The organism is Caulobacter sp. SSI4214 (assembly GCF_012184455.1).
GTDB lineage: Bacteria > Pseudomonadota > Alphaproteobacteria > Caulobacterales > Caulobacteraceae > Caulobacter > Caulobacter vibrioides_E.
This window is the reverse complement of the sequence record NZ_SZWJ01000022.1, coordinates 1-24878: the sequence shown is the minus strand read 5'-3', so window position 1 is coordinate 24878 and position 24878 is coordinate 1. Positions and strand designations below refer to the sequence as shown.

General features: G+C 66.7%; 22 protein-coding genes and 1 pseudogene. 12 read left to right on the top strand and 11 right to left on the bottom strand.

Annotated features, from left to right (window positions below; all coding sequences use genetic code 11):
* Positions 1–13: 13 nt before the first annotated feature.
* Both FCU40_RS08940 and FCU40_RS23275 read right to left on the bottom strand, forming a co-directional pair.
* Positions 14–598, bottom strand: a complete 585-nt coding sequence (locus tag FCU40_RS08940; RefSeq protein ID WP_168074448.1) for a hypothetical protein — start codon at positions 596–598, stop codon at positions 14–16.
* 384 nt (positions 599–982) lie between these two features.
* Positions 983–1870 carry an AraC family transcriptional regulator gene (locus FCU40_RS23275; RefSeq protein ID WP_168074446.1) on the bottom strand — a complete coding sequence of 296 codons (888 nt, stop codon included), beginning with the start codon at positions 1868–1870 and terminating at the stop codon, positions 983–985.
* Positions 1871–2007: 137 nt separating this feature from the next.
* Here FCU40_RS23275 and FCU40_RS08930 point away from each other — a divergent pair, with 137 nt between their 5' ends.
* Entirely contained in the window at positions 2008–2760 is a 753-nt protein-coding gene (locus FCU40_RS08930; RefSeq protein WP_168074445.1) for an SDR family oxidoreductase, read from the top strand.
* 75 nt (positions 2761–2835) lie between these two features.
* Here FCU40_RS08930 and rplS read toward each other — a convergent pair whose 3' ends face one another.
* Complete coding sequence (gene rplS, locus FCU40_RS08925; protein WP_004615872.1) at positions 2836–3231, bottom strand: 50S ribosomal protein L19; 396 nt, start codon at positions 3229–3231, stop codon at positions 2836–2838.
* A 2-nt stretch (positions 3232–3233) separates the two neighbouring features.
* Positions 3234–3971 (bottom strand): tRNA (guanosine(37)-N1)-methyltransferase TrmD, encoded by a 738-nt coding sequence (trmD, locus tag FCU40_RS08920; RefSeq protein WP_004615870.1) that lies wholly within the window; start codon positions 3969–3971, stop codon positions 3234–3236.
* Positions 3972–4097: 126 nt separating this feature from the next.
* On the opposite strand from trmD, the gene FCU40_RS08915 reads away from it, so the two are divergent.
* Both FCU40_RS08915 and FCU40_RS08910 read left to right on the top strand, forming a co-directional pair.
* The gene (locus FCU40_RS08915; RefSeq protein ID WP_168074444.1) at positions 4098–5558 is read left to right on the top strand and encodes a pilus assembly protein TadG-related protein; all 1461 of its coding nucleotides are present in this window, start codon (positions 4098–4100) and stop codon (positions 5556–5558) included.
* A gap of 138 nt (positions 5559–5696) precedes the next feature.
* Positions 5697–7367, top strand: a complete 1671-nt coding sequence (locus FCU40_RS08910) for a pilus assembly protein (RefSeq protein ID WP_168074443.1) — start codon at positions 5697–5699, stop codon at positions 7365–7367.
* A gap of 54 nt (positions 7368–7421) precedes the next feature.
* Here the strand turns inward: FCU40_RS08910 and FCU40_RS08905 are convergent, their stop codons facing one another.
* Positions 7422–8357 carry an isopenicillin N synthase family oxygenase gene (locus FCU40_RS08905; RefSeq protein ID WP_168074442.1) on the bottom strand — a complete coding sequence of 312 codons (936 nt, stop codon included), beginning with the start codon at positions 8355–8357 and terminating at the stop codon, positions 7422–7424.
* A 289-nt stretch (positions 8358–8646) separates the two neighbouring features.
* On the opposite strand from FCU40_RS08905, the gene FCU40_RS08900 reads away from it, so the two are divergent.
* A complete protein-coding gene (locus FCU40_RS08900; protein ID WP_168074441.1) occupies positions 8647–9699 on the top strand; it encodes a fatty acid desaturase in 1053 nt (350 codons plus the stop codon).
* A 10-nt stretch (positions 9700–9709) separates the two neighbouring features.
* Here FCU40_RS08900 and FCU40_RS08895 read toward each other — a convergent pair whose 3' ends face one another.
* The 3 genes and pseudogenes from FCU40_RS08895 to FCU40_RS23270 all read right to left on the bottom strand — a co-directional run bounded on the left by FCU40_RS08895 (position 9710) and on the right by FCU40_RS23270 (position 12424).
* Positions 9710–11614: a monovalent cation:proton antiporter-2 (CPA2) family protein gene (locus FCU40_RS08895; protein WP_168074440.1), complete on the bottom strand. Its 1905-nt coding sequence runs from the start codon at positions 11612–11614 to the stop codon at positions 9710–9712.
* Positions 11615–11622: 8 nt separating this feature from the next.
* A complete protein-coding gene (locus FCU40_RS08890) occupies positions 11623–12219 on the bottom strand; it encodes an NAD(P)H-dependent oxidoreductase (RefSeq protein WP_168074439.1) in 597 nt (198 codons plus the stop codon).
* Positions 12216–12424, bottom strand: a pseudogene (locus FCU40_RS23270) (hypothetical protein). The gene FCU40_RS08890 and the pseudogene FCU40_RS23270 overlap by 4 nt, the downstream one beginning before the upstream one ends.
* Here FCU40_RS23270 and FCU40_RS08885 point away from each other — a divergent pair.
* On the top strand, positions 12327–13037 hold the full coding sequence (locus FCU40_RS08885; protein WP_004615856.1) for a CoA transferase subunit A: 711 nt from the start codon (positions 12327–12329) through the stop codon (positions 13035–13037). The pseudogene FCU40_RS23270 and the gene FCU40_RS08885 overlap by 98 nt on opposite strands.
* A complete protein-coding gene (locus tag FCU40_RS08880; protein WP_004615854.1) occupies positions 13037–13678 on the top strand; it encodes a 3-oxoacid CoA-transferase subunit B in 642 nt (213 codons plus the stop codon). The genes FCU40_RS08885 and FCU40_RS08880 overlap by 1 nt, the downstream gene beginning before the upstream one ends.
* A gap of 58 nt (positions 13679–13736) precedes the next feature.
* Here the strand turns inward: FCU40_RS08880 and FCU40_RS08875 are convergent, their stop codons facing one another.
* Together FCU40_RS08875 and FCU40_RS08870 are read right to left on the bottom strand one after the other, a co-directional pair.
* Complete coding sequence (locus tag FCU40_RS08875) at positions 13737–14720, bottom strand: DJ-1/PfpI family protein (protein WP_168074438.1); 984 nt, start codon at positions 14718–14720, stop codon at positions 13737–13739.
* 83 nt (positions 14721–14803) lie between these two features.
* On the bottom strand, positions 14804–16378 hold the full coding sequence (locus tag FCU40_RS08870; protein WP_168074436.1) for a glycosyltransferase family 39 protein: 1575 nt from the start codon (positions 16376–16378) through the stop codon (positions 14804–14806).
* A gap of 207 nt (positions 16379–16585) precedes the next feature.
* Here FCU40_RS08870 and FCU40_RS08865 point away from each other — a divergent pair, with 207 nt between their 5' ends.
* The 5 genes from FCU40_RS08865 to FCU40_RS08845 all read left to right on the top strand — a co-directional run bounded on the left by FCU40_RS08865 (position 16586) and on the right by FCU40_RS08845 (position 23460).
* Entirely contained in the window at positions 16586–19951 is a 3366-nt protein-coding gene (locus FCU40_RS08865; protein WP_168074433.1) for a carboxypeptidase regulatory-like domain-containing protein, read from the top strand.
* 171 nt (positions 19952–20122) lie between these two features.
* Positions 20123–21124, top strand: a complete 1002-nt coding sequence (locus FCU40_RS08860) for an agmatine deiminase family protein (RefSeq protein ID WP_168074430.1) — start codon at positions 20123–20125, stop codon at positions 21122–21124.
* Entirely contained in the window at positions 21124–22002 is an 879-nt protein-coding gene (gene aguB, locus FCU40_RS08855) for an N-carbamoylputrescine amidase (protein WP_168074428.1), read from the top strand. Before FCU40_RS08860 ends, aguB begins: the two co-directional genes overlap by 1 nt.
* A 13-nt stretch (positions 22003–22015) precedes the next feature.
* A complete protein-coding gene (locus FCU40_RS08850; protein WP_168074426.1) occupies positions 22016–22543 on the top strand; it encodes a GNAT family N-acetyltransferase in 528 nt (175 codons plus the stop codon).
* A 119-nt stretch (positions 22544–22662) separates the two neighbouring features.
* A complete protein-coding gene (locus FCU40_RS08845; protein ID WP_004615840.1) occupies positions 22663–23460 on the top strand; it encodes a SapC family protein in 798 nt (265 codons plus the stop codon).
* Between the two features lie 59 nt (positions 23461–23519).
* Here the strand turns inward: FCU40_RS08845 and FCU40_RS08840 are convergent, their stop codons facing one another.
* Positions 23520–23912 carry a hypothetical protein gene (locus FCU40_RS08840; RefSeq protein WP_004615838.1) on the bottom strand — a complete coding sequence of 131 codons (393 nt, stop codon included), beginning with the start codon at positions 23910–23912 and terminating at the stop codon, positions 23520–23522.
* Positions 23913–24026: 114 nt separating this feature from the next.
* Here FCU40_RS08840 and FCU40_RS08835 point away from each other — a divergent pair.
* A partial coding sequence (locus FCU40_RS08835) for a protein-disulfide reductase DsbD domain-containing protein (protein ID WP_275052045.1) occupies positions 24027–24878 on the top strand: 852 nt, incomplete at its 3' end.

The window sequence follows — 24878 nt, the reverse complement described above, 5'->3', positions numbered from 1 at the left end:
CATGTTTCTTGCCTCAATGCGTCAGGCAGGCGGTGCAGGCGGCTTCGGTGAAGCGCGACTGGCAGATGCGTTCCTTGGGGTATTGGACGGCCAGCGCCCGGTACTCGCCGCAGGTCTCCGCCGAAATGGTGGAGATGACTGGCTGCTGGAGTATTACGCCTGAACGGTCATTGACGCTCATCCGCGATCCCATGTCGTCTGATCGCAACTCGATCCCGCTGGCGGTTGACCACAGCCTTAGCGCGCTAGCTTGTTCTTGGTCTGGGCCCGCGACGAACAGAGCCGCCTGTCGATACTTGGAGTCGAGGGTCAGCATGACGTTGCTGCCGGTGTCTTGGGTTACGTAGCCTCCGCGTTCAATGCCCTGCTCGTCGTAAAGTATCAGGCCGGCCGCCTTGCTGCCCCGCTTTGCCACGTGGCCGTTCGCCATGACGCCGTCCGGCAAGTCGCCGCTTAGGCGCGCTCGCACCACGCCTTTGCCGTCGATGATGGCGATTTCACGCGCCTTGATGGACGCCACCGGCGCGGGCGAGCGATCGGCGAGCGCCACGCCAGCCAGAACAAGAGCCCCCACCGGCCAGACCAGAAACTGGGCCAAGACGATCCTACGAAGGCGGCTATTGGCGCGCTCGCAGGCCGCGAGGCGAGTCTCCAAGGACGAGCTCATAAGATTGTTCTCCGAACAGCGGCGCATCCGCGGAGCCGCCGGACGAGGTTGCCTCTGATTTTGAAGATAGACAAAGGGCGCGCCGGTCTTTCGACATGTCGGCGCGCCCTAGCATCATTTTTAGCCTTCGGGGGCCGATGTCGCCTTCCCGAAGAGGGCCGTCCGCTAGAAAGAAGACGGTCTGGAAGCCCGGGCGACAAGCGCCGGGGGTGAATTCATCATCTCACGGAACGCGGGTTTGTCAAGAATGGTGCGATTGCACTCAAGCTTTGCCGCGCAAAGGGTCTGGGCCGCGGCCCATGGCGATAAGCCAGCTTAGGCCGCGACCCGCAGGCGCTGGACGTCCCGCTTGGGCGGCGCGCCGAATAGTCGGGCATATTCCCGGCTGAACTGCGAAGGGCTCTCGTAGCCGACCTCGAAGGCGGCGGTCTCGACGTTCGCGCCGTGGGCCACCATCAGCCGACGGGCCTCCAGCAGACGTAGCTGCTTCTGGTACTGCAGCGGCGTGTACGAGGTCAGGGCCTTGAACCGCCGGTGGAAGGCCGAGACGCTCATATGAGCTATCCGCGCGAGGTCTTCGATCCGGACGGTGTCTCGGAAGCGGTCGCGCAACGCCTTCAGCGCGTCCTGCAGATGGCGCGAAGGACCTGTCTTTAGGGCCAGCCGGGCGATGTCGCCGCCGTGCGGACCGGCCAGCAGCCAGTAGCAGATCTCGCGCATGATGGCCGGCTGCAGGGCCGGGGCCGCCTGGGGCGTTTCCAGCAGGCGCGCCAACCGCAGGGCGCAGTCGGCCAAAGGGCCGTCGAAATTCGTAACGAACACCCCCCGGCGCGGGGGGGCGTTGATCTGCGGTGGCGGGTCCAGGGTCTCGGCTACTTCGCGCAGAACGGTAAGATCGAGCTCGAACATCAGGACGAGGCACGGCGCGCCTGGCTTGGCCTCGAACACCTTGCCGACCGAGGGGGTTTCTACCCCGATCACCAGCGCCTGGCCCGCGCGGTATTCCAACTGCCGGCCGCCGAAATTGCCCCACTTGGCGCCCTGGGCGACCAGGCAGACCGCGGGGCCTGACAGGATATGACTTGGGGGCCTGGGATGGTCCGAGCGCATGACCGCCACGCCCGGCAAGACCGTGAGGAACGGGCTCTCACCGGTCTGGCGCTCGGTGTAGCGCAGCAGGGCTTCAGCCAGGGGCGTGGGCATGGACGGCTCCGGTCCTGGGTCTCGGCCAATGTAAGCATGGAGTAGGAATAGGCAAGAAATCGGATGGTCCTGGCATCCAGTCTGCGCGGCGCGAGGCGCAGGGTGGGTGTTATCGATTACCCATTAGGAGCCTCCCCATGTCCAAGATCGCGATCATCACCGGCGCCAGCCGCGGCATCGGCCGCGACGCCGCCCTGCGCCTGGCCGAGCGTGGCGTGCGCTCGATCATCACCTACAAGTCCAGCCGCGCCGAGGCCGACGCCGTCGTCGCGGCGATCGACGAGGCCGGCGCCAAGGCGGTCGCGTTGCGGCTCGACGTCGGCGAAGCGGCCTCGTTCACGGGTTTCGCCGAGCAGGTGCGGGCCGCGCTAGCGCAGCTGGGCGCCGAGCGCTTCGACTACCTGGTCAACAATGCCGGCACGTCCTCGGGCGCCGCGCTGACCACGATTTCCCAGGCCGAGATGGACGCGCTCTACGCCGTGCACCTGAAGGGGCCGATGTTCCTGACCCAGGCCCTGCTTCCACTGATGAACGACGGCGGGCGGATCGTGAATATCTCCTCGGGCTTGGCGCGCTTCGCCATGCCGGGCCGGGTCGGCTACGGTCCCATCAAGGCGGCCGTCGAGGCCCTGACCCGCTATATGGCCGTCGAGCTGGGCCCGCGTCGAATCACCGCCAATGTCGTGGCCCCGGGCGCCATCGCTACCGACTTCAGCGGCGGCATGGTCCGCGATAACCCGCAGGTCAACAAGATGGTCGCCGACAACACCGCCCTCGGTCGCGTCGGCCTGCCCGAGGATGTCGGCCCGGTGATCGCCGGCCTGCTGTCGGATGACTTCGGCTGGGTCAACGCCCAGCGCATCGAGGTCTCGGGCGGCACGCACATCTGACGCGGCCACGCAATCGGCAAAGAAAAAGGCCCCGGCGTTTCCGCCGGGGCCTCGTTCATTCCGAGTATCGGAGACTTAGTCTTCCGACGAAGCCGAGGCCTTCGGGCCGCCAGCGCGTTCGGCGATACGGGCCGACTTACCGCGACGGTCGCGCAGGTAGTACAGCTTGGCGCGACGGACGACGCCGCGACGCTTGACTTCGATGCTTTCGATGCTCGGCGACAGCAGCGGGAACAGACGCTCCACGCCTTCGCCGAACGAGATCTTACGGACCGTGAAGCTCTCGTGGACGCCGGCGCCTTGACGGGCGATGCAGACGCCTTCGTAGGCCTGAACGCGCTCGCGCTCGCCTTCCTTGATCTTCACGTTGACGCGCAGGGTGTCGCCGGGACGGAAGTCCGGGATCGCGCGGGCGGCCAGCAGACGGGCCGATTCTTCTTGCTCAAGCTGAGCGATGATGTTGATCGCCATGATCATGTCTCCTTGGGCTTACCCGTTTTCGGGTCGCCTTTTGCCTGTTGATTGGCGAGGTGGGCCTCCCAGAGATCCGGGCGCCGCTCGCGGGTCGTCTCTTCACGCATAAGCTTGCGCCATTGGTCGATCTTCTTGTGATCGCCCGACAGCAGCACCTCGGGGATGTCGAGCCCTTCGAACGTCCGCGGCCTGGTGTACTGCGGATGCTCGAGGAGACCGTCCTCGAAGCTTTCTTCCAGCGTGCTCTCGATATTCCCCAGAACCCCCGGGGCCAGTCGAACGCACGCCTCGATCACGACCATCGCCGCCGCTTCGCCACCGGCGAGCACGGCGTCTCCGACCGAGACCTCCTCGAACCCCCGGGCGTCGAGCACCCGCTGATCCACCCCTTCGAAGCGACCGCACAGCACCACGATACCGGGCGCCTTGGACCACTCCCGAACGCGCGCCTGGGTCAGGGGCCTGCCCCGGGCGCTCATGTACAAAAGCGGCCGCCCATCGCGCTCCACGCTGTCCAGCGCGGAGGCGATAACGTCCGCCTTGAGCACGGCTCCCGCGCCGCCACCCGCGGGGGTGTCGTCGAGGAAGCCGCGCTTATCCTTGGAAAAGGCCCGAATGTCCAGCGTTTCCAGGCGCCACAGGTCCTGCTCCTTCCAGGCGGTCCCGATCATCGAGACGCCGAGCGGGCCGGGGAAGGCCTCGGGGAACATGGTCAGGACGGTGGCGGTGAACGGCATGGGTCGGGGTTTAGCCGCACCCGGATCGGGAGTCGAAGCCTTACCACGCGTCTCCGGGGGCCATTTCCAGGTTATTCACTCTCGCCAGGCATGATTGCGACGAAAGGTCACGCCTTGGTGTTGAGAATGTCGATCGCCCGTTCGCATCTACGCCGCCTCGGCGTCCTGATCGCAGGCCTGTGGCAAGACCGCCGCGGGGCCGTCGCCGTGCAGGTCGCGTTCCTGGCCATTCCGCTGGCCATCCTGATCTTCGGCCTGGTGGATATTGGCCGCCTGAGCCTTCAGCGCCGGCAGATGCAGGACGCCCTGGACGCCGCGACGCTGCTGGCGGCCCGCTCGACGGTGACCACCACCGCCGACCTCGAAGCGGTCGGCGACCCGGCCTTCCTGTCCGAGGTGGCGGGCCTGAACCTTGGTCTGACCGCCAGCAACGTGACCTTCACCATGGGAGCCAACAATCAGGTGGTCGGCACGGCGACGGCGACTCTGAAGCCGATCATCTCCAACCTGTGGTCCGGGGCCGACATTCCCGTCACGGCCAGGACGACGGTGATGCGGGCTCAGGGGGCGCCGGTCGAGTTGGTCATGGTGCTGGACACCACCGGGTCGATGGCGGGCACCAAGCTCGCCACCCTCAAGACCGCGGCCTCATCGTTGGTGGACAAGTTGACCTCCGGGGGGACCGCCAACGTCAAGATCGGCGTGGTGCCGTTCGCTCAGTACGTCAATGTCGGCGTCGCCAGCCGCTATCAGAGCTGGGTCAGCGTCCCAGCCGACTATTCGACCACCTCCACGACCAAGGGCCAGTGCACCACGGTCTCGACCAAGACCACGTGCCAGACCCAATACTATAGCTGCACGGGCTATAGCGATGGCGTCCCTTACACGGCGACTTGCAGTCGTTCGATCAACTGCGTCACGACCCCCATCACGCCCGTGACGACCTGTACGCAGGACAAGACCACGACCACGAACTACAAGTTCAACGGCTGCGTCGGTTCGCCGCCCTATCCGAAGAACGTCACGGACGATGATGCGACGCGGGTCTATCCGGGGTTCCTGAACCTGACCTGCAGCGCCACGATCACGCCGCTGACCAGCACCGCCGCGACGGTCAAGTCGGCGATCAACGCCCTGTCGGCCTCGGGCGATACCTATATTCCGGCCGGTCTGGCCTGGGGCTTCAACATGCTGTCCTCGGCCCAGCCCCTGACCGACGCGGCGGCCTACGACCCGAGCGGCAAGAACCGCAACCCGCGAAAGGCCATGGTGCTGATGACCGACGGGGCCAATTCCAAGCTGATGCGGGCCAGCAACGGCGCGCATGACGTGTCGCCCACGCCCTATCCCGACAGCCCGGCGGTCCAGGCCAACACCTATACGGCCGAGCTCTGCACCAACATCAAGGCCAAGAACATCGAGGTGTTCACGGTGGCGTTCAACGTCACGGACCCCACCATCAAGAGCATCCTGAGCACCTGCGCCACCGACAGTTCGCACTATTTCGACGCGACGGACACGGGCAAGCTGCTGACGGCGTTCCAGAACATCGGCGACTCGCTGCGCAGCCTCTACATCGCGCGGTAGCCCGCTCGGCGACGCCAGGCCAAGTGTAGGGACGGGCGGTCGACGCACCCGCCGTTCATGAGTGCTTAACCATGTTGCTTTCCTAATTGTTCGGGTCTGGTTGCCTAGCCTTGCCGCCTTTCGCGGGAGTCGCTTGACATGACGGGGCAAAATTCGGGGCTGACCCGACTGATGACCCGATTGCGCCGCTGGCTGGGCGGAGCCGCTCGCGACGAGCGCGGCGCGGCCGCGGTTCAGTTCGTCTTTCTGGCCATTCCCCTGTCGATCATGGTGTTGGGCATGGTCGATATCGGTCGCGCCAGTCTGGAGCGTCGTCAGCTGCAGGACGCCCTGGACGCGGCCACCCTGATCGCGGCGCGCTCGACCGCGGTGACGGACGCCGATCTCACCACGGTGGGCAACGCCGCCTTTCTGGCCGAGGTCGCGAACCTGAACCTGGGCGTCACCGGCAGCAATTCCAACTTCGTCGCGGGCGCCAACAATACGGTGATCGGCGCGGCCACGGTGTCGATCGCGCCGATCATCTCCAACCTTTGGACCAACGCGAACATGACGGTCACCGCCTCGTCGACGGTGGTCCGCTCGGTCAACAAGCTCGAGGTGGCCCTGGTGCTCGACAACACCGGGTCGATGAACGACACGCTGGGCTCCGGCGGCTCCAAGATCGATGCTCTGAAATCGGCCTCCAAGTCCCTGGTCTCGACCCTGGCCGCGGCCGCGACCCGGTCGTCGGATCCGAACGCGGTGAAGATCTCGGTGGTCCCGTTCTCGATGACCGTGAACGTGGGCTCGACCTATCAGAACGCTGCCTGGATCACCGGGACCCAGCCGTCCGCCTACGGCTCCGACCTCTTCGCGACCTCGCAGAACCGCTTCACCTTGCTGAGCAATCTGGGACTAAGCTGGGGCGGGTGCGTCGAGAGCCGGCCGGACCCCTACGATACGCAGGACACCGCGCCGACGTCCGGGACGGGCGCCACGATGTTCGTGCCGTTCTTCGCGCCGGACGAGCCCGACGACAATGTCATTCCTGAGTACAGGTACTCGAACTATCGCGACACCCAGCACAGCTACTATGGGGATATCCAGAACAACTGGCTGAAGGACACCGGGGCGACATCGTCCAAGGACTGGTTTACCAGGCAGAACGTCACTTCGAAGTATTCAGCGAGTAACAAAAGCTCGGTGTATAGCGGGGCGAAGACGGGCACGGACTATGGTCCGAACGCGGGCTGCAGCGTCGCCAGTCTGTTGCGCTTGACCAATCTGGCGACGATGTCCGGGGTCAATACGGTCAACGCCAAGCTCGACCAGATGACGGCCGGCGGCAACACCAATATCGCTATGGGCCTGATGTGGGGCTGGCACACCCTGTCGCCGAACGCGCCTTTCGCCGACGGTGCGGCCTACAGCACGCCCAAGACCCAAAAGATCATCGTGCTGCTGACCGATGGCGACAACACCAACGACGTCTACAGCAACCCTAACTATTCGATCTATACCGGCTACGGCTATATCTGGCAGGGCAGGCTTAGAGATAGCAACAATACGCCGCTGACCACGTCATCGTCGGGCGACGATCGCCAGGCGGCGATCGACAGCCGGGAATCCAAGACCTGCACAAACGCCAAGAACGCCGGCGTCATCATCTATACGATCGGCGTCGGCGTCTCGTCGAACGCCAAGGCCGGCCTGCAGGCCTGCGCCAGCTCCAGCGACAAATATTACGACGTGACGGCCTCGGCCCAGCTGACCGCGGTGTTCAACACCATCGCCGGCTCGATCCAGAACCTGCGGATTTCGCAGTAGAAAGGCGACGGCCGCGAAGCCGTCGCCCGCCTTTCGGCGTTTCGGTCGCCAGCCTCAGGCCAGCTTGATCTCGCGCAGGCGCTGCTGGAGGAATTCGTCCGCCGTGATCGATTGCGGATAGCGGTCCGGGTTGTCGGGCGTGATGCAGTTCGGCAGCGTCTTGATCTCGTAGTCCGACGCGAAGTGCAGGAAGAACGGCGTCGAATAGCGCGGCACGCCGCGCCGTTCGGGCGGCGGGTTCACCACGCGGTGCACCGTCGAGGGCAGAACGTTGTTGGTCAGACGCTCCAGCATGTCGCCGATATTGATCACCAGGCAACCCGGAGGCGGATTGATCGGGAGCCACTTGCCGTCGCGGTCCAAGACCTCCAGGCCGCCTTCCTCGGCGCCCAGCAGCAGCGTGATGGTGTTGATGTCGCCGTGGGCGCCGGCCCGCACGCCGGTCGCGTCGGCGGGGATCGGCGGATAGTGCAGCAGGCGCAGCACCGAATTGCCGTCCTGGACGGTCGGCTTGAAGAAGTCGCGGTCCAGCTTCAGATAGGTGGCGATCGCCTCCAGCACCTTGCCGCCCATGGCGTCGAGGCCGTTGTAGAGCCAGCTGACATCGTGCTTGAACGCCGGAATCTCGGCCGGCCAGACGTTGTCGGCCATGTGGGCGCGGAAGCGGTGGCCGGGCGGCAGGTCGCGGCCCATGTGCCAGAATTCCTTGAGGTCGTAGTGGTCGGCGCCCTTGGCGGTCTCGACGCCGAACGGGATGTAGCCGCGCGCGCCGCCCTTGACGCCGGCGTACTGCTTCTTGACGTCCTCGGGCAGGGCGAAGAACGCCTTGGCGCTGTCGACGGCCGCGTCGATGCGGTCCTGCGGCAGGTCATAGTCGGACAACACGGCGAAGCCATAGCGCTCGAACGAGGCGCCCAGCGCCTGGGCGAAGCGCGGGAAGTCCTTGGCGTAGAGGGAGAACGAGACAGGTTCGATGGCGGAGGTGGACACGTCTGCGAGCCTTGAGGAACGAGGTCTGAGGGGGTAAGTCTCTTCTTACTACACGGGCGGCGATGGGACGCGAAGCCTGTTCGGGCCGGCCACGACGTAGGGGCGAAACCTGGCTAATTGACGGGCCTTCGCCCAAGGCGCTTTGATTTACAGCAAACCCGCCAAGGTGGCGACGGGGCGTTGCGTCCGTAAGGGCGCGGAATTGTCGCCTGAGCCCACGCAAACAGTTGCTTTTCGCCCCTGTCGTCGCCAATTCGTCTCCTTCAATTCCGTCCGGCGCGAGGAAGACGTGACGAAAACCGCCAGCGATGGTGTCGGCCTGACCAAGCAAGCCTATGGCCTGGCGCAGGACCTGATGACGCCGAACGCGACCGTCTACTGGGCCGACATGCTGGTTTCGGTGGCCTTGATGTGGGGCGGCGTCGTGGTCGCCGCGACGACCTCCAACCTGGCGATCGGCCTGGCGGCAGGATTGGTCGGCGTGCTGGCGCTCTATCGCGCGCTCAGCTTCATTCACGAGCTGACCCACATTCGTGACGACGAAGCGCCCGGCTTCCGCCTCGGCTGGAACGTGCTGGTGGGCGTGCCGCTGATGACGCCGTCGCTGATGTACGAGGGGGTGCACAACGTCCACCACGTCAAGGACCGCTTCGGCACCGCTCTGGATCCGGAATACCTGCCGCTGTCGCGTTTCACGCCGTTCAAGCTGGCCGGCTTTCTATTCGTGGCGCTGCTGGCGCCGCTCGGCGTGATCCTGCGCTCGGCGGTGCTGGTTCCGCTGTCGTTCGTCATTCCGTCGCTGCGCCGCATGGTGCGCGGACGCCTGTCGGCGCTGATGATCAATCCGGACTTCGTGCGCGAGGACGTCGACCGCTGGCGCCGCGAATGGGTGATCCAGGATATCGCCTGCTGGCTGTGGTCCTGGACGGTGATCGGCGCCACGATCGCGGGCTGGCTGCCGTTGCGCGGGGTGCTGACGGGTCTTGCCGTCTTCGCCCTCGCCACCTTCCTCAACCAGGCGCGCACGCTCGCGGCCCACCATTGGGACAACGACGGCGGCAAGATGACCCTGGACGAGCAGTTTCTCGACTCGGTGAACGTGCCGCCGCCCAACGTGCTGTCGGCGCTGTGGGCGCCGGTGGGCCTGCGCTACCACGCCCTGCACCACCTGCTGCCGCGCCTGCCGTATCACAACCTGGGCAAGGCCCACGCCCGGCTGGCCCAGGCCCTGGGCGCGGACTCGATCTATCATCGCGCCTCGGAGCGCGGTCTGTTCCCCGCCCTCGCCGATCTCTTCCGCCGCGCCGGCGGCAAGGTTCCGGCCGACCAGCCGGCGCGGTAGGGCCGGCCGTCTACTCGGCGCCTTCCCGCGCGGCCTGTTCGCGCAGCTCCTCGTCGAGGCTGGCGGTGTTCCAGGCCCCGCCGGCGTCGCCGGGGCGCATCCGGTGCAGGTCGGCGTTCAGCAGGCGGTCCATGGTCTGGGCCGCGTCGCGCGAGGCCAGGATATAGGCCTCTTCCTGGCCCCACATCGGCCGCAGCTCCTCGAACGTTCGCCGATCGTGGCGACGGAAGAAGGCCGCGGCGCGATGGGCGCGGTGGGCCCGGAAGCCCAGCTTCTGCAAGGCCGTGGTTCCGAGCGCCAGGGCCGACTCGAAGGTCTCGCGTTCGACCGCGTCCGCGCCATTGGCCAGCAGATCGTAGGCATGGCGCCGGTCCCACGCCCGGGCCAGGATGACGAGATCGGGAAAGGCCTTCCGCGCCGTCTCGACCAGCTCGACGGTCTTCTCGCGGTCGTCCAGCGCGACGATCAGCATCCGCGCGCGATCGGCGCCGGCTTGGCGTAGCAGGTCGAGCCGCGTGGCGTCGCCATAGTGAACGCGCCGGCCGAACCGGCGCAGCAGCTCGATCTGTTCGATATCGCTATCCAGCACGGTCGACTTGAAGCCGTTGGCGGACAGCAGGCGGCCCGCGATCTGACCGAAACGGCCGAAGCCGGCGATGATGATGTCGGGCTCTCCCTCGTCGAAGTCGCCGGTGTCGGGGACCACGTCGGGAATGGCCGCGTCCATCAGGGCCGCGACGCGCTCGTACAGGATCATGGCCAGCGGGGTGAAGGCCATCGAGACCGCCACGGCGGCGGTCAGCAGCGCGGCCAGCTGCGCGCCGATGACGCCGGCGCCGACCGTGAAGGTGAGCAGAACGAAGGCGAACTCGCCGCCCTGAGCCAGGGCCGTGGCCACCGCCATGGCGCCCCGTTTCGGCGCGCCGAACAGTCGGGCCAGACCGTACATGACCAGGAACTTCAGCGCCATCAGGCCGATCACCAGGCCCAGCAGCGTCAGGGGCTGGCTGGCCACCAGCGGCAGGTTCACGCCCGCGCCGACCGTGATGAAGAACAGGCCCAGCAGGAGGCCCCGGAACGGCTCGATATCGGTCTCCAGTTCGCGGCGGAACTCGCTCTCGGCCAGCACCACCCCGGCCAGGAAGGCGCCGAGGGCGGGGGAGAGGCCGACGATCTGCATCAGGCTTGCGACGGCAACCACGATCAGCAGGGCGGCGGCGACGAAGATCTCGCGCAGGCGGGCCTTGGCGATGAAGCGGAACACCGGCCGAACCAGATAGCGCCCGCCGCCGACCACGGCGCCGACGGCGGCGAACACCGACAGCATCTGGGCCCAGACGGGCAGGTGGGCCACCAGGCTGCCGCCGCCATGGCCGCCGCTGGTCTCGGTCGGGTGAGGGGCGCCGGTCGCCAGCAAGGGCAGCAGGGCGAACAGCGGGATGACCGCCAGGTCCTGCAGCAACAGCACCCCGAAGGCCGCGCGCCCCACCGGCCCTTGCCGGAGACCCTTCTCGTCCAACGTCTGGAGCACGATCGCGGTGGAGGACATGGCCAGGACGAGGCCGACGGCCAGGGCCTGCTGCCAGGGCAGCCCGAGGGCCAGCGAGGCGGCGGCGATGGCCAGGCCCGTTCCCAGCACCTGGGCTCCGCCCAGGCCGAAGATCGCCTTGCGCATGTCCCACAGCATCGAGGGCTGCACCTCGAGGCCGATCAGGAACAGCAGGATGACGACGCCGAACTCGGCGAACTTCATGACGTCGGCCAGTTGGCCGGTCAGGCCCAGGGCGAACGGGCCGATAATGACGCCGGCGATCAGATAGCCCAGCACAGAGCCGAGCCCGAGCCGCTTGGCGATCGGCACCGAGACGACGGCCGCGCCCAGATAGACCAGGGTCTGGGTGAGGAAGTTCTCCATGCCGTTCCTTACGCCTCCGTCTTGCCAGAAATCGATGGGGCGGGAAGCAGCGAAGCCAGGCGCGCCTTGTAGCGTTCGGCCTCGGCCTTCAGGGCGTCGTCGTCCTTGACCGAGGCGCCATGGACCACGAAGGGGGTCTCCCAGCCCATGCCGCACAGATGGGCGGTCTGCTCCAGCGGACGCAGGAATTCGTCCATCGAAAAGCGATTGTAGCCGTGGGCGTGATAGGCCTTGGCGCTCGCTCCGGTCGTGCAGGCCACGAACAGACGCTTGCCCTTCAGGGCCTCGCCGCCCTCGCCGTAGGCGAAGCCGTGCAGCCACACCAGATCCAGCCATTCCTTCATCAGCGACGGGGTCGAGTACCAGTAGAGCGGAAATTGCAGGGCCACGACGTCGTGGGCGAGCAGGGCGGCCTGTTCGGCCTCGATATCGACCACGAAGTCAGGATAGACCTCGTACAAGTCCTTGAAGGTGACGCCGGAAAGGCCTTTGGCCGCCTTGGCCAGGGCGCGATTGGCGCGGGAGCGTTCAAGCGCCGGATGGGCCAGCACGAGCAGCACCCCGGAGGTGGAAGGCGTCACGGGCCCGGTGCTAGCGTCGGTCATCGAACGGCCCTTCTGGAAAATAATTCATCAAGGGTTGAATTTCTTCTCGGCTCGGGCGACACGGGTCGCCAGACGCCGGACGTATAATCCGGAACAAGGGAGACACCATGGTCGACAAGGTGAAGACAGACGCCGTCGAGGCCCTGGCCGGGCTGCTGTTCGACGGCATGACCATCATGGCCGGCGGGTTCGGCCTCTGCGGCATTCCGGAAAACCTGATCGCGGCGATCCGCGCGGCGGGGACCAAGGACCTCACGGTCATCTCCAACAATTGCGGCGTCGACGGCTTCGGCCTGGGCATCCTGCTGGAGAACCGTCAGATCAAGAAGATGGTCTCGTCCTATGTGGGCGAGAACAAGCTGTTCGAACAGCTCTACCTCAGCGGCGAACTGGAACTGGAGTTCAATCCGCAGGGCACCCTGGCCGAGCGCATCCGCGCCGGCGGCGCGGGCATCCCGGCCTTCTTCACGCGCACCGGCTACGGCACGCTGGTGGCCGAGGGCAAGGAGACCCGCGAATTCGACGGCGAGATGTACGTGATGGAGCGCGGCCTGACCGCCGACCTCGCGATCGTCAAGGCCTGGAAGGGCGACGCCGAGGGCAACCTGATCTATCGGAAGACCGCCCGGAACTTCAATCCGATGATGGCCACGGCCGGCAAGGCCACCGTCGTCGAGGTCGAGGAATTGGTCGAGATCGGCGCCCTGGACAAGGACGCCATCCACACGCCGGGCATCTATGTCGACCGCATCCTCAAGGGCGCGAAATTCGAAAAGCGCATCGAGCGCGTCACCACCCGTCAGAAGGAAGCCGCGTAATGGCCTGGACCCGCGACGAGATGGCGGCCCGCGCCGCCAAGGAGCTGCAGGACGGCTTCTATGTGAACCTCGGCATCGGCATCCCGACCCTGGTGGCCAACTACATCCCGGAAGGGATGCATGTGACGCTGCAGAGCGAGAACGGCATGTTGGGCATGGGCCCCTTCCCCTACGAGGGCGAAGAGGACGCGGACCTGATCAACGCCGGCAAGCAGACGATCACCGAGCTGGATTCGAGCTCCTATTTCAGCTCGGCCGACAGCTTCGCCATGATCCGGGGCGGCCACATCGCCCTGTCGATCCTGGGCGGGATGCAGGTGGCGGAGAACGGCGACCTCGCCAACTGGATGGTGCCCGGCAAGATGGTCAAGGGCATGGGCGGGGCCATGGACCTCGTCGCCGGCGTCAAGCGGGTGGTGGTGGTCATGGACCACTGCGAGAAGTCCGGCGCGCCCAAGCTGCTGAAGCAATGCACGCTACCGCTGACTGGCGCCGGCGTGGTCGATCTGCTGATCACCGAGCTGGGCGTCTTCGAGATCAATCGCGGCAAGACACCGGTGAAGCTGATCGAACTGGCGCCCGGCGTTACGGTCGATGACGTCAAGGCCAAGACCGAGGCGGCGTTCGAGGTGGCCGTCTAGCCGAACTCGAATTCGGACCTCGCCCTGAGCCTGTCGCGGGGCGAGGTCCGCCACCCCATCATTTCGTCAGCCAGTACGGGTGCTCCAGCGTGAGCGCCACGTAGCGCGCCGTCGGCTTGCCGTAGGCGCTGGCGATATCCTCCAGCACCAATGCCGGATCTCCCGCCCGCGCCTCCACCGTCCGCTCCGCGTGGGGAGGCTTCTCCGGGGCGATCACGGCCAGGCCGTGGCGCGACACCGCGCTCGCGCTGGCGAAGGCTTCGGAGCGGTTGGTGCGCGACCAGGCGTCCAGCGTGGTGGCGAAGGCCAGATCGTCGAAGCCGTCGGCGATCCTCACCGCGACCGTCTGCGACCGCCAGGCGTTGGCCCAGCCCGACAGGCCGGCCAGGACCGCGTCGCCGTTGACCCGGAACGCGGCGCCGTCGTGGGCCTGGACCGGCGGCGGAACCCCCAGTCTCGCGGCGGTGGCCCGCATCGTGTCCTCGCCCGCCAGGTCGCGCAGCAGGGCCAGGCTCGCCGGAATCGAGGCCGTCACCCCGGCGGTGGTCGTGACGTTTCCGTCGACGATCCAGCGCCGGTCGCGCCGCCACCGGACCTTGGGGTAGGCCTTGGCCAGACGACCCAGCTCGTACCAGTGGGTGGTGGCGTCGAGACCGTCCAGCAGGCCGGCGTGGGCCAGGGTCTCGGCTCCGGCGCAGATCGACACGATCCGGGCGCCGCGCGCCGCCTGGGCCTTCAGCCAGGCCTCGCGGGCCGGATCCGCGGCCGGCATCATGAAGGGGACAACGATCACGTTGGGGCGCAGGTCGGCATAGGTCGCCTGCGGCCGGACGAAGGCCTGGCCCGGCATCAGTCTGATCGGCGTCATGCCGGCCGCGACGATCCGGACGTCGATCGCTCCGGACTCGGCCAGCACGGCATAGGGCGCGATCAGGTCGGTGGTCTCGGTCCCGCGCGGCTCGGCCAGGATCGCGACCAGGGGCCTGGCCAAGGCAGGCGAGCCGATCGCCAGGACGATCAGCATCAGGAATAGGCGCGACATCGAGACCTCCCATCCAACGGGGTTAAGTCTCGGCGCCGGCGCGGCGAACGAAAGGACGATGATCCCTCGAAATCAGCCAGCGGCTACGGTTGGTGTCTCGGCTCGGGCGGCAGGCCGGTGACGGGATCGCGCGGCAGCGGCGCGAACCCCCGGGCGATGAACAGGTCGATCCGCCGCGAGCGTTTCTTGTCCAGGCGCACGCGGGCGATCTGGAGGTCCGAGGTTTGCCTGAAGTCCTGCTCGATCTCGGGGCGATAGCCGCCTTCCAGGCTGACGATCAGGGCCCGCCGGCCGGAAGCGGCGTCCAGCGGGGCCTCGGTCTCGGCCTGGTTCTGCGGGTGGGCTTCATGCACCCACATCTTCAGCGGCGGCGCGCCGGGGACGCCGAAATAGTCGCGGCCGTAATAGGCGGCGGCGTTGTAGACGAAGCGGTCGTCCATCGCGACGGCGGTGACGCCGCCGTGCGAGGCCTGCTCCTCGCGGGCGCGGTCGATGATCGTCTGGACGGCCTGGTCCCAGCCGCGCACGCGCTTGAAGCCGTTCGACAGGCCGGTGGCGTCGGCCAGCTTGGGGCTGACCATGCAGGCCATGAAGAAGGCCGCGAACAGGGCCTCGAAGGCCAGCCCGCCGATCAGCCAGCGGCGGGCGTTCCACCGCAGCAGCCAGGCCGCCGTCAGCACCGAGCCCGCCACGAAGGCCGCGCCGGCCCAGTTGGCGTTGGCGCGCGACACGAAGGCTTCGCCGGCGACGATGATCAGCGGCGGGGCCGAGAAGCACAGCAGCAACAGATCCGGCGACGACAGCCGTTTCCGGGCGCCCAGCCAGATCGCCCCGCCCAGCAGGGCGGCGAAGGGCGCGGGGCCGAACACGCCAAACTGCGAGCCGATGAATTCGATCAGCTCGCGGACATTGAACAGATGGTGTCCGCTCCAATTGGCGTTCGACGCCGTGTGCTTGACCGTCGAGAAGTGGTGGCGGGCGTTCCAGGCGAAGTTGGGCGCCAGGGTGATCACGAAGGCGGCCAGGAACAGGCTGATCGCCGCCGGACACCAGCGGGCGCGGGCCTCCCTGGAGATCGCCGCGTGGACCACGATGCTGCCCAGGGCGTAGATCGCCGCGTATTTCGACAGGAAGGCCAGCCCCAGCGCCACGCCCATGCCCAGCGCCACCGCATAACGGCGCGGCGCGCGGGCCTCGGCCAGATCGACATAGGCCCAGATCGTCAGCGACAGGAAAAACAGCAGCGGCGCGTCGGTCGCCATCAGGCCCGAGGACAGCACGACGCCCGGCATCAGGGCGTAGATCGCCGCGGCGACCAGGCCGCTCCAGCCGCCGTAGAGCCGATGCGCGATCCGGCTGACGATCAGCGCCGTGGCGCCATGCAGCAGCGGCGCGGACAGCCGCACCCAGGCTTCGCCGTCGCCGCCGATATGGGTGGTGAGCCAGATCAGCCAGGCGATCATCGGCGGCTTGGAGAAATAGCCGAAGGCCAGGGTCCGAGACCAAAGCCAATATTGCGCCTCGTCCGGATAGAGTTCCAGCGGGGTCGCAAACAGCGCCGCCAGCCTTGCAACCGTCAGCACCCCCACCATCATCAGCGTCAACCGCCAGGCGCGATCGGCTGTCTTATGGTCAAGTTTCAGGGCGGGTACGGACATGCCTCCTGCTTAGCCATGTAAAATAAAACTGACCAATTTTTTCTGCCCCCGTGGGCATTTATGACAATTTCTGGGCGGTCGTGGCCTTTCCGTCACCAAACCTTCGAAAAGGGAGGCTAAAGACCGGCGCTGAATGGGCGACGAGACTGCTCAGTAGGCTGTCCGTCTGGCCATCGCGAAAAAAAACGAGGGGATAAAATGATCTCGATGAAAAGGCTCGCGGGCGGCGCTGCGCTGACCGTTCTGGCCATGGCGTCGGCCTCGGCCGTCTACGCCCAGGAAACCACCGGTTCGATCGGCGGTCGCGTCACCGGCCCGAACGGCGCCCCGCTGGGCAATGTCGCCGTCGTCGTCACGCACGTGCCGTCGAACACCAAGGTGACGACCGTCACCAGCGCCGACGGCTATTACGCCGCCCGCAACCTGCGCGTCGGCGGTCCGTACACGGTCGCGGTCAGCGACCCGGCTCACCAAGGCAAGGTCGTCGACGTCGCCGACGTCGGCACGGGCGCCCCGGTCTCCCTCGACATCGCCCTGGGCAATGCCGACAACCAAGTCTCGCAGATCGTCGTGACCGCGTCGGCCAGCGGCGCCCGCACCCTCGAGACCGGCCCGCGCTCGACCTTCACGGCCAAGGACATCGAAACCCTGCCGTCGTTCAGCCGCGATCTGAAGGATCTGGCGCGCCTGAACCCGTTCGTCACGATCGACCCGACCAACAACAACGCCCTGATCGTCGCCGGTTCGAACAACCGCGTGAACACGGTCTATATCGACGGCGTCAAGCAAGCCGACGACTTCGGCCTGAACGGCAACGGCTATCCGTCGCAGCGTTCGCCGATCTCGCTGGAACTGGTCCGCTCGTTCAACTTCGAAGTCGCCCCCTACGACGTCCAGTACGGCTCGTTCCAGGGCGGCGTGATGAACATCGTCACCAAGTCGGGCGGCAACAGCTTCCACGGCTCGGTCTACGGCGACTACGACTCCTCGCGCATGGCCGGCCGTCACTTCCAAAGCGTCGACGGGACCCGCAACTTCACCGTCGCGCGTTTCGAGGACAAGACCTACGGCGTGACCTTCAGCGGCCCGATCATCAAGGACCGCCTGTTCTTCTCGGCCGGCTATGAAAAGGGCGAATACTCGCAAGCCAGCGACGCCTACGGCCCGTCGGACAGCACCGCGGCCAACAAGGTGAACGGCGTCACCGTCGCCCAGGTCCAGCAGATCCAGAGCATCCTGAAGTCGGTCTACAACTATGACCCGCTCGGCTACGGCCTGACCCTGCCGCCGCAGACCGACAAGAAGTACTTCATCAAGCTCGACGGCAACATCACCGACAAGCACCGCGCGGTGCTGGAATACGCCCGCGAAGAGAACAACAGCACGTTCAACGGCGGCACCAACAACTCGAACAACCTGTCGCTGCTGTCGGAATACTACACCAAGCCGGAAACCAACGAGATCTGGGTTGGTCAGCTGTTCTCGCAGTGGACGGACCAGTTCTCGACGGCGCTGGAATATTCGAGCAAGGAAGTCTCGTCGGTGCGCGCCCCGCTGGGCGGCACGACCTTCGCCAACTTCCAGATCAAGCTCGGCGGCTCGACCGTTCTGCTCGGCCCGGATATCTCGAGCCAGGCCAACGTCCTGGACAACAAGACCAAGACCCTGAAGTTCCGCGCCACCTACAAGGTCGGCGACCACGTCTTCACGGCCGGCGCGATCCGCGAAAAGCTGGACGTCTTCAACGAGTTCGTCCAACGCGCGAACGGCTCCTACGTGTTCGACAACACCTGCGGCGCCAAGGACGCCCTGGTGAACCTGCAAAACCGTCAAGCTTGCTCGCTGGCCTATAACAACGCCGCCGACAACATCGCGACGCACGGCGCGGCCAACTGGAACTCGATCACCAACACGCTGTACGCTCAAGACGAGTACACCGTGATGCCGGGCCTGACGATCCGCGTCGGCCTGCGCGGCGAGTTCTACGACTCCGACACGACCCCGCAGCTGAACCAGCGCTTCCTGGCGCAATACGGCTTCGCCAACACGGCCACGTACAAGAACATGCACGTGATCATGCCGCGCGTGGGCTTCAACTGGCGTCCGGACGACCGCACCGTGATCACCGGCGGCGTGGGCCTGTTCTCGGGCGGCAGCCCGAACGTGTGGCTGTCGAACAGCTTCAGCAACACCGGCAACCTGCTGGGTTCGGTCAGCTGCTCGCCGACGCAAGCCGCGTCCCCGACGGCCACCGCGCCGACGGCCTGCTCGAGCGCCCTGCTCAACGTCGACGGCAACAAGGTCGGCGACGCCGCCAAGCAAGCCAACACGAACTCGGCCAATCTGGGCACCGGCATCGCCAACGCCGTCGATCCGAACTTCCAAGCCCCGTCGGTGTGGAAGTACTCGATCAGCGCCGCCCGCTACGTGGATATCCCGTACCTGGGCAAGGACTTCCGCTTCCACGCGGACGGCCTCTATCAGCGCACGAACTATGGCGTTACCTGGCGTGACCTGTACGCCGACGCCAACCCGGGCCCGCGGGCGCCGGACGGCCGTCCGACCTACCTGTCCAGCCGGACCCAGAACAGCAGCGCGGCCTTCTATGACCTGCTGCTGACCAACACCCGCAAGGGCGGCGGCACCTCCTACGCCCTGGGCGTCGGCAAGGACTGGAACGACGGTTGGGCGCGCGGCCTGAACTTCGACTACACCTACACCCGCACCAACATGAAAGAGACCAACCCGGGCACCAGCTCGGTGGCTCTGTCGAACTACAGCCAGTGGGCCATCAGCGACCGCGACAATCCCGAGGTCGCGATCTCGAACTACAACATCAAGTATTCGATGAAGCTGTCGATTGGTTATAGCCGCGAATTCTTCGGCGATAACAAGACTTCCGCGCGCTTCTTCATTCAGCGCCGCGCCGGCCTGCCCTTCAGCTACACGTTCGACTCGTTCCTGGGCACGAACGCGGGCCAGGCCGACCAGGCGTTCGGCGAAACGGGCGACGTGGCGTTCCGCGACACCCAGCTGTTCTACGTGCCGAAGGCCGACTCGTCGGGCAACATCACGATGACCAGCGACCCGATCGTGCACTTCAACAACGCCGCCGACGCCGCCAAGCTCGACGCGTTCGTGAAGAGCACGGGCCTGAAGGACTACGCCGGCCAGATCGCGCCGCGTAACGCCTTCAAGTCGCGCGACATCACGACGATGGACGTTCGCCTGCAGCAGGAACTGCCCGCCTTCTTCCCGGGCGGCTCGAAGCTGAAGGCGACCCTGGACATCATCAACCTGGGCAACCTGATCAACAAGAAGTGGGGCGTGCTGGAACAGTACTCGTTCCCGTACCGCGTGAACGTGGTGCAGGCCGTGAACTGTCAGGCGACCGCTCTGGCCAACCCGAGCCTGAGCGCCGCCAACAAGGCGACCGCCACGACCGCCTGCGCCGCCGGCCCGGGCAACTACTATCAGTACAGCACGATCTCGCCGACCACGGCGCCGACCGTGAACAGCTCGAACCAAAGCTCGACCTGGTACATCAAGGTCGGCCTGAAGTACGAGTTCTAAGGTCCACGACCTCATCTAGGGGAAAGGGCGGTCCGGCTTCGGGCCGCCCTTTTTCTTTGTCATTTTCGTTTGCTAACTAGGCGGCGCTTGACCCTGGTCCCGAGAGGGGCCATCTGCGCCCCCTTTCGTGTTTTCGCCCCCCGTCTTCCCGTTTCAGGCCCGAGCTTCGCCATGACCGTCATCGTTCCCGCCGAGTGGGCTCCGCACCGCGCCATGTGGGTAGGTTTTCCCAGCCACGCCGAGCTGTGGCAGGAGGATCTTGAGCAGGCGCAGGCCGAGGTCGCCGGCCTCGCCCGCGCCCTGGCCGGTCCCGGCGGCGAGCGCGTGCGCCTGATGGTGGTCGGCGACGAGGCCGAAGCCGCCGCGCGCGCCCTGCTCGGCGACACCAGCGTCGAGATCGTCCGAGGCCAGTTCGGCGACATCTGGCTTCGCGACACCGGCCCGATCTTCGTCGACGATGCTGGCAAGGCCGTGGCGGCCGGCTTCCAGTTCAACGGCTGGGGCGGCAAGTACAGCCTGGAGGGCGACGACATCGTCGCCGAGCAGATCGCCGCCGCCTCGGGCGCGCCGCTGGTCCGCAACGGCTTCATCCTCGAGGGCGGCGCCCTCGATCATGACGGCAACGGCACGATCCTGACCACGCGCCAGTGCCTGCTCAACGCCAATCGCAACGCCGGCTGGGATGAGGCCGCGGCCAGTTCGGCCCTGGCCTCCGCCCTGGGCGCGAAGAAGGTGCTGTGGCTGGGCGATGGTCTCCTGAACGACCACACCGACGGCCATGTCGACAACCTGGCGCGTTTCGTGGCGCCCGGCGTCGTGGCCTGTCCGATGGCTTTCGGGGCCGACGATCCGAACGCCCAGGTCTATGCCGAGACCGCGCGCCTCTTGGCCGGCATGACCGACAGCCGGGGCTCGCCGCTGCAGGTCGCGCGCATCCCCTCGCCGGGCAAGATCCTCGACGAGGACGGCGAGCCGATCCCCGCCTCGCACATGAACTTCCTGATCGCCAACGAGGCGGTCATCGTGCCGATCTACGCCGAGGAGTCGGGGGCCTTCGCCGTCGAGGTGATCAAGGGCCTGTTCCCCGAGCGCCAGGTCATCGGCCTGCCGTCCACCGCCATCCTGACGGGCGGCGGCTCGTTCCACTGCATCAGCCAGCAGGAGCCCGCCTAATGGCCCGCACGCTCAGCGTCGCCGCGATCCAGACCTCTTACGGCATGGATCTGCAGGCCAATATCAAGAAGACCGAAGCCTTCATCCGCGAGGCCGCGTCCAAGGGCGCGCAGGTCATCCTGCCGTCCGAGCTTTTCCAGGGGCCGTACTTCTGCGTCGCCCAGGAGGAGCGCTGGTTCGCGGAAGCCCATCCGTGGCGCGAGCATCCGGTGGTCAAGGCGATCGCGCCGCTGGCCGGCGAATTGGGCGTGGTGCTGCCGATCTCGATCTTCGAGCGCGAGGGCCCGCACTACTTCAACAGCCTCGTGATGGCCGACGCCGACGGCTCGCTGATGGGCGTCTATCGCAAGAGCCATATCCCCGACGGCCCGGGCTACATGGAGAAGTACTATTTCCGGCCCGGCGACACCGGCTTCAAGGTCTGGGACACGCGCTTTGGCCGGATCGGCGTCGGCATCTGCTGGGACCAGTGGTACCCGGAGGCCGCCCGCGCCATGGCCCTGATGGGCGCCGAGGCCCTGTTCTACCCGACCGCGATCGGCAGCGAACCGCACGACCCGAGCCTGGACACCGCCTTGCCGTGGCGGAGGGCCATGCAGGGCCACGCCGTCTCGAACGTGATCCCGGTGATCGGCGCCAACCGGATCGGCTTCGAGCCGTGGGACGGCTATCCGAACGGCGGTCAGACCTTCTATGGCTCGTCGTTCGTGGCCGATCATCGCGGCGACCTGGTGTCGGAGCTCGGGCGTTCGGACGAAGGCCTGGTCAGCGCCACCTTCGATCTCGACTTCCTGACGACGCACCGCGCCGCCTGGGGCTTCTTCCGCGACCGCCGGCCCGAATTCTATTCGGCGCTATCGACCGGCCGCCCGGCTTGATCGAGACCTGCCGGTGATCGAGACCGAGCGCCTGATCCTTCGTCCGCCCGTCGATGGGGACCGGGCGGCGGTGGCGGCGATCGGCGCCGACCCCGAGGTCGGCCGGTGGCTGGGCGGCGTGCGCGACCGCGCCGCCAGCGATCTGCTGGTCGACCGCTGCCTGGAGCATCTGGAACGGTTCGGCTTCGGCATCGGCGTGATCGAGCGCAAGGCCGACCGGCGGGTGATCGGGATGGCCGGCCTGGGCTATGTCCCCGACGGCCTGCCCGAGGAGGGCGAGGTCGAGATCGGCTGGCGCCTGCTGTCCGAGGTCTGGGGGCAGGGCTACGCGACCGAGGCCGCCCGCGCCTGGCTGGCCGAAGGGTTCCAAAAGATCGGCGCGACCGAGATCGTCGCCTTCACGGCGCGGATCAATGTCGCTTCGCAAAAGGTCATGCGCCGTATCGGCATGGTCGCGACGCCGGATCGGGATTTCGACCATCCGCTGGTGGCCGAGGGCGATCCGCTGCGGCCGCACGTGACATGGATCGCTCGGCCCTAGGCGGCCAAGTCCCGTCCGTGAGAGCGGCAAGATTGCCGGTCGGCCTGGGATCGGCTAGAAGGCCGAGCCTTCGCGGTCGTCATCGAGCGCCCGTTTCTTATTCTGTCGTAGAGCTCTTCATGGAAACGACCCAGTCCGCCGGCGAAATCTCCGGCAACGTTCTGTTCTACCACTCGCCTGAACCGCTGAACCGCGAACAGCACGCCAAACTGGCTCTGGTCCACAAGGACAAGCCGTATGGCTTCGCCGCCGCCGGCACCGCCGTGCCGCTGACGGTCTCGGAATTCGCGCCGGCCGCGCTGACCTATCCGGTGATCTTCGCGGGCGAAGACCGCGTGCCGCTGGCGGTGATGGGCCTGAACCAGCAAGAAAACCTGTTCATCGAGGCCGATGGCTCGATCGAGCCGAACGTCTATATCCCGGCCTATATCCGTCGCTATCCGTTCGTGCTGGCCAATGACGACACGGCCGATCGCCTGATCGTCTGTATCGACCGCGGTTCGGACCTGCTGTCGGAAGCCGGCCAGACCCCGCTGTTCGACGCCAAGGGCGAGCCGACCGAATACACCCAGAACTGCATCAAGTTCTGCGACGACTTCGAGGTCGAGCGCCGTCGCACGGACTCGTTCGTCCAGCTCCTGAAGGACCTGGACCTGTTCGAGCTGAAGAAGGCCGTGTTCCAGCCGCAGGACGAAACCGGCGCGCCGGCCGGCGAGCTCGTCACGGTCGCCGAATATTTCGGCGTTTCGGAAGAGAAGCTGAACAAGCTTCCGGCCGACAAGCTGAAGGAACTGCAGGAAAACGGCGCCCTGGCCCAGATCTACGCGCACCTGGTGTCGCTGCTGGGCTGGGATCGTCTGATCACCAAGACCATGCTGAAGCAGGCCGCTCAAGCGCCGGCCGCCAACCTGAACTGAGGTTCGGCGTCAGCTGAAAGACGGAAGGGCGGCGGGGCTTCGGCTTCGCCGCCTTTTCTTTATCTCGCGAAGATGCTGCGGGTCAGGCACGAGAAGACCAGCCGGCCCGCCTCGTCCAGCAGATCGTGCTGGGCGATGACGATGCCCTTGCCCTCGCCGACCGGGTCCTTGCCCATCACGGTCATCCGGCCGCGCAACAGCTCGCCGACGGGCGGATTGCGTAGCCAGCGCAGGGCGTCGACGCCCAGGCGCTTGGTCTGGGGCCAGGCGGCGCTGGCCTCGGCGTCAAGGCGCGACCAGAGCGCGAAGACCATGCCGTCCGGCGCGCCGTTCTCCACCGGCCAGCCCGGATTGAACGCGGCGACGAAGGCCGCCAGGGCCTTTTCGTCCACGGCCCGTGAGCCCAGATTGACGACCTGTCCAATCTCGATGTCGTCGAAGGCGGCGGGCATCAGCGTCTCCCGATTGATTCTCTTTCGACTGTCCCTTGAGCCTTGGCCATTGTCGAGACGCGCGCGGCGCGCCATGTGTTCGTCCGCTGTCGTTTTTCACCGAGCCCGTCGCCGATGTTCCTGAAGAAGTTCGTTCTCGCCCTGCAAGCCCTGCTGATGGCGGGCCTCGTGGCGAGCGCCGCGGCGGCTGGGCCGGTGGTCAATTCCGGGCACATCGAGTCCGAGCTGATCGCGCAGGAAAGCGGCGTCGCGCCGGGCGGCACGGTCTATGTCGCCCTGCGCCAGAAGATCATTCCGGGCTGGCACACCTATTGGCGCAATCCAGGCGACGCGGGCGAGGCGACCAAGATCGCCTGGACCCTGCCCGCCGGCTGGAGCGCCGGCGACATGGTCTGGCCGGCGCCGATCAAGGCCAAGCTGGGCCCGCTGCTGGACTACGCCTACGAGGGCCAGGTGCTGATCCCCGTGCCGATCACCGCGCCCGCCAACGCCCAGCCTGGAACGACGATCAGTCTCAACGCCGCCGTCCAGTACCTGGTCTGCCAGGATGTCTGCGTGCCCGAGGACGCCAAGCTGACCCTTCTGTTGCCGGTTGTCGCCGGCGCGCCCACGGCCGATCCTCAATGGGGCGCGGCGATTGGCGAAGTCCTGGCCAAGGCTCCAAAGCCCGCCGGGCTGAAGGCGGTGTTCAAGCTGGACGGTCCGACCCTGAAGCTGGCGATCACCGGCGCGCCGCTGAAGGGCGCCGAGATGGCCGACGCCTATTTCTACCCGTACTCGCCAAAGGTCATCGAGCACGCCGCGCCGCAGGCGATCGAGCGCGGTCCGGAGGGCCTGACCCTGTCCATCAAGGCCGGCTACGACTTCGTCGGCGGGGGTAAGGCGCCGAGCGAACTGGCCGGCGTGCTGGAGACCCGTTCCGGCGCCTGGGAAGTCACCGGGACGCCCGGCGAACCGCCCGCCGCC

Bases quoted from the DNA above. Each gene is read 5' to 3' on its own strand.
- FCU40_RS08895 (WP_168074440.1), bottom strand. From the start codon at position 11,614: ATGGAGAACTTCCTCACCCAGACCCTGGTCTATCTGGGCGCGGCCGTC.
- rplS (WP_004615872.1), bottom strand. From the start codon at position 3,231: ATGGCGATCAACATCATCGCTCAGCTTGAGCAAGAAGAATCGGCCCGT.
- FCU40_RS08880 (WP_004615854.1), top strand. From the start codon at position 13,037: ATGGCCTGGACCCGCGACGAGATGGCGGCCCGCGCCGCCAAGGAGCTG.
- FCU40_RS08885 (WP_004615856.1), top strand. From the start codon at position 12,327: ATGGTCGACAAGGTGAAGACAGACGCCGTCGAGGCCCTGGCCGGGCTG.
- FCU40_RS08875 (WP_168074438.1), bottom strand. From the start codon at position 14,720: ATGTCGCGCCTATTCCTGATGCTGATCGTCCTGGCGATCGGCTCGCCT.
- FCU40_RS08930 (WP_168074445.1), top strand. From the start codon at position 2,008: ATGTCCAAGATCGCGATCATCACCGGCGCCAGCCGCGGCATCGGCCGC.
- FCU40_RS08915 (WP_168074444.1), top strand. From the start codon at position 4,098: ATGTCGATCGCCCGTTCGCATCTACGCCGCCTCGGCGTCCTGATCGCA.
- FCU40_RS08890 (WP_168074439.1), bottom strand. From the start codon at position 12,219: ATGACCGACGCTAGCACCGGGCCCGTGACGCCTTCCACCTCCGGGGTG.
- aguB (WP_168074428.1), top strand. From the start codon at position 21,124: ATGGCCCGCACGCTCAGCGTCGCCGCGATCCAGACCTCTTACGGCATG.
- FCU40_RS08870 (WP_168074436.1), bottom strand. From the start codon at position 16,378: ATGTCCGTACCCGCCCTGAAACTTGACCATAAGACAGCCGATCGCGCC.
- FCU40_RS08840 (WP_004615838.1), bottom strand. From the start codon at position 23,912: ATGCCCGCCGCCTTCGACGACATCGAGATTGGACAGGTCGTCAATCTG.
- FCU40_RS08845 (WP_004615840.1), top strand. From the start codon at position 22,663: ATGGAAACGACCCAGTCCGCCGGCGAAATCTCCGGCAACGTTCTGTTC.
- FCU40_RS08910 (WP_168074443.1), top strand. From the start codon at position 5,697: ATGACGGGGCAAAATTCGGGGCTGACCCGACTGATGACCCGATTGCGC.
- FCU40_RS08860 (WP_168074430.1), top strand. From the start codon at position 20,123: ATGACCGTCATCGTTCCCGCCGAGTGGGCTCCGCACCGCGCCATGTGG.
- FCU40_RS23275 (WP_168074446.1), bottom strand. From the start codon at position 1,870: ATGCCCACGCCCCTGGCTGAAGCCCTGCTGCGCTACACCGAGCGCCAG.
- trmD (WP_004615870.1), bottom strand. From the start codon at position 3,971: ATGCCGTTCACCGCCACCGTCCTGACCATGTTCCCCGAGGCCTTCCCC.
- FCU40_RS08865 (WP_168074433.1), top strand. From the start codon at position 16,586: ATGAAAAGGCTCGCGGGCGGCGCTGCGCTGACCGTTCTGGCCATGGCG.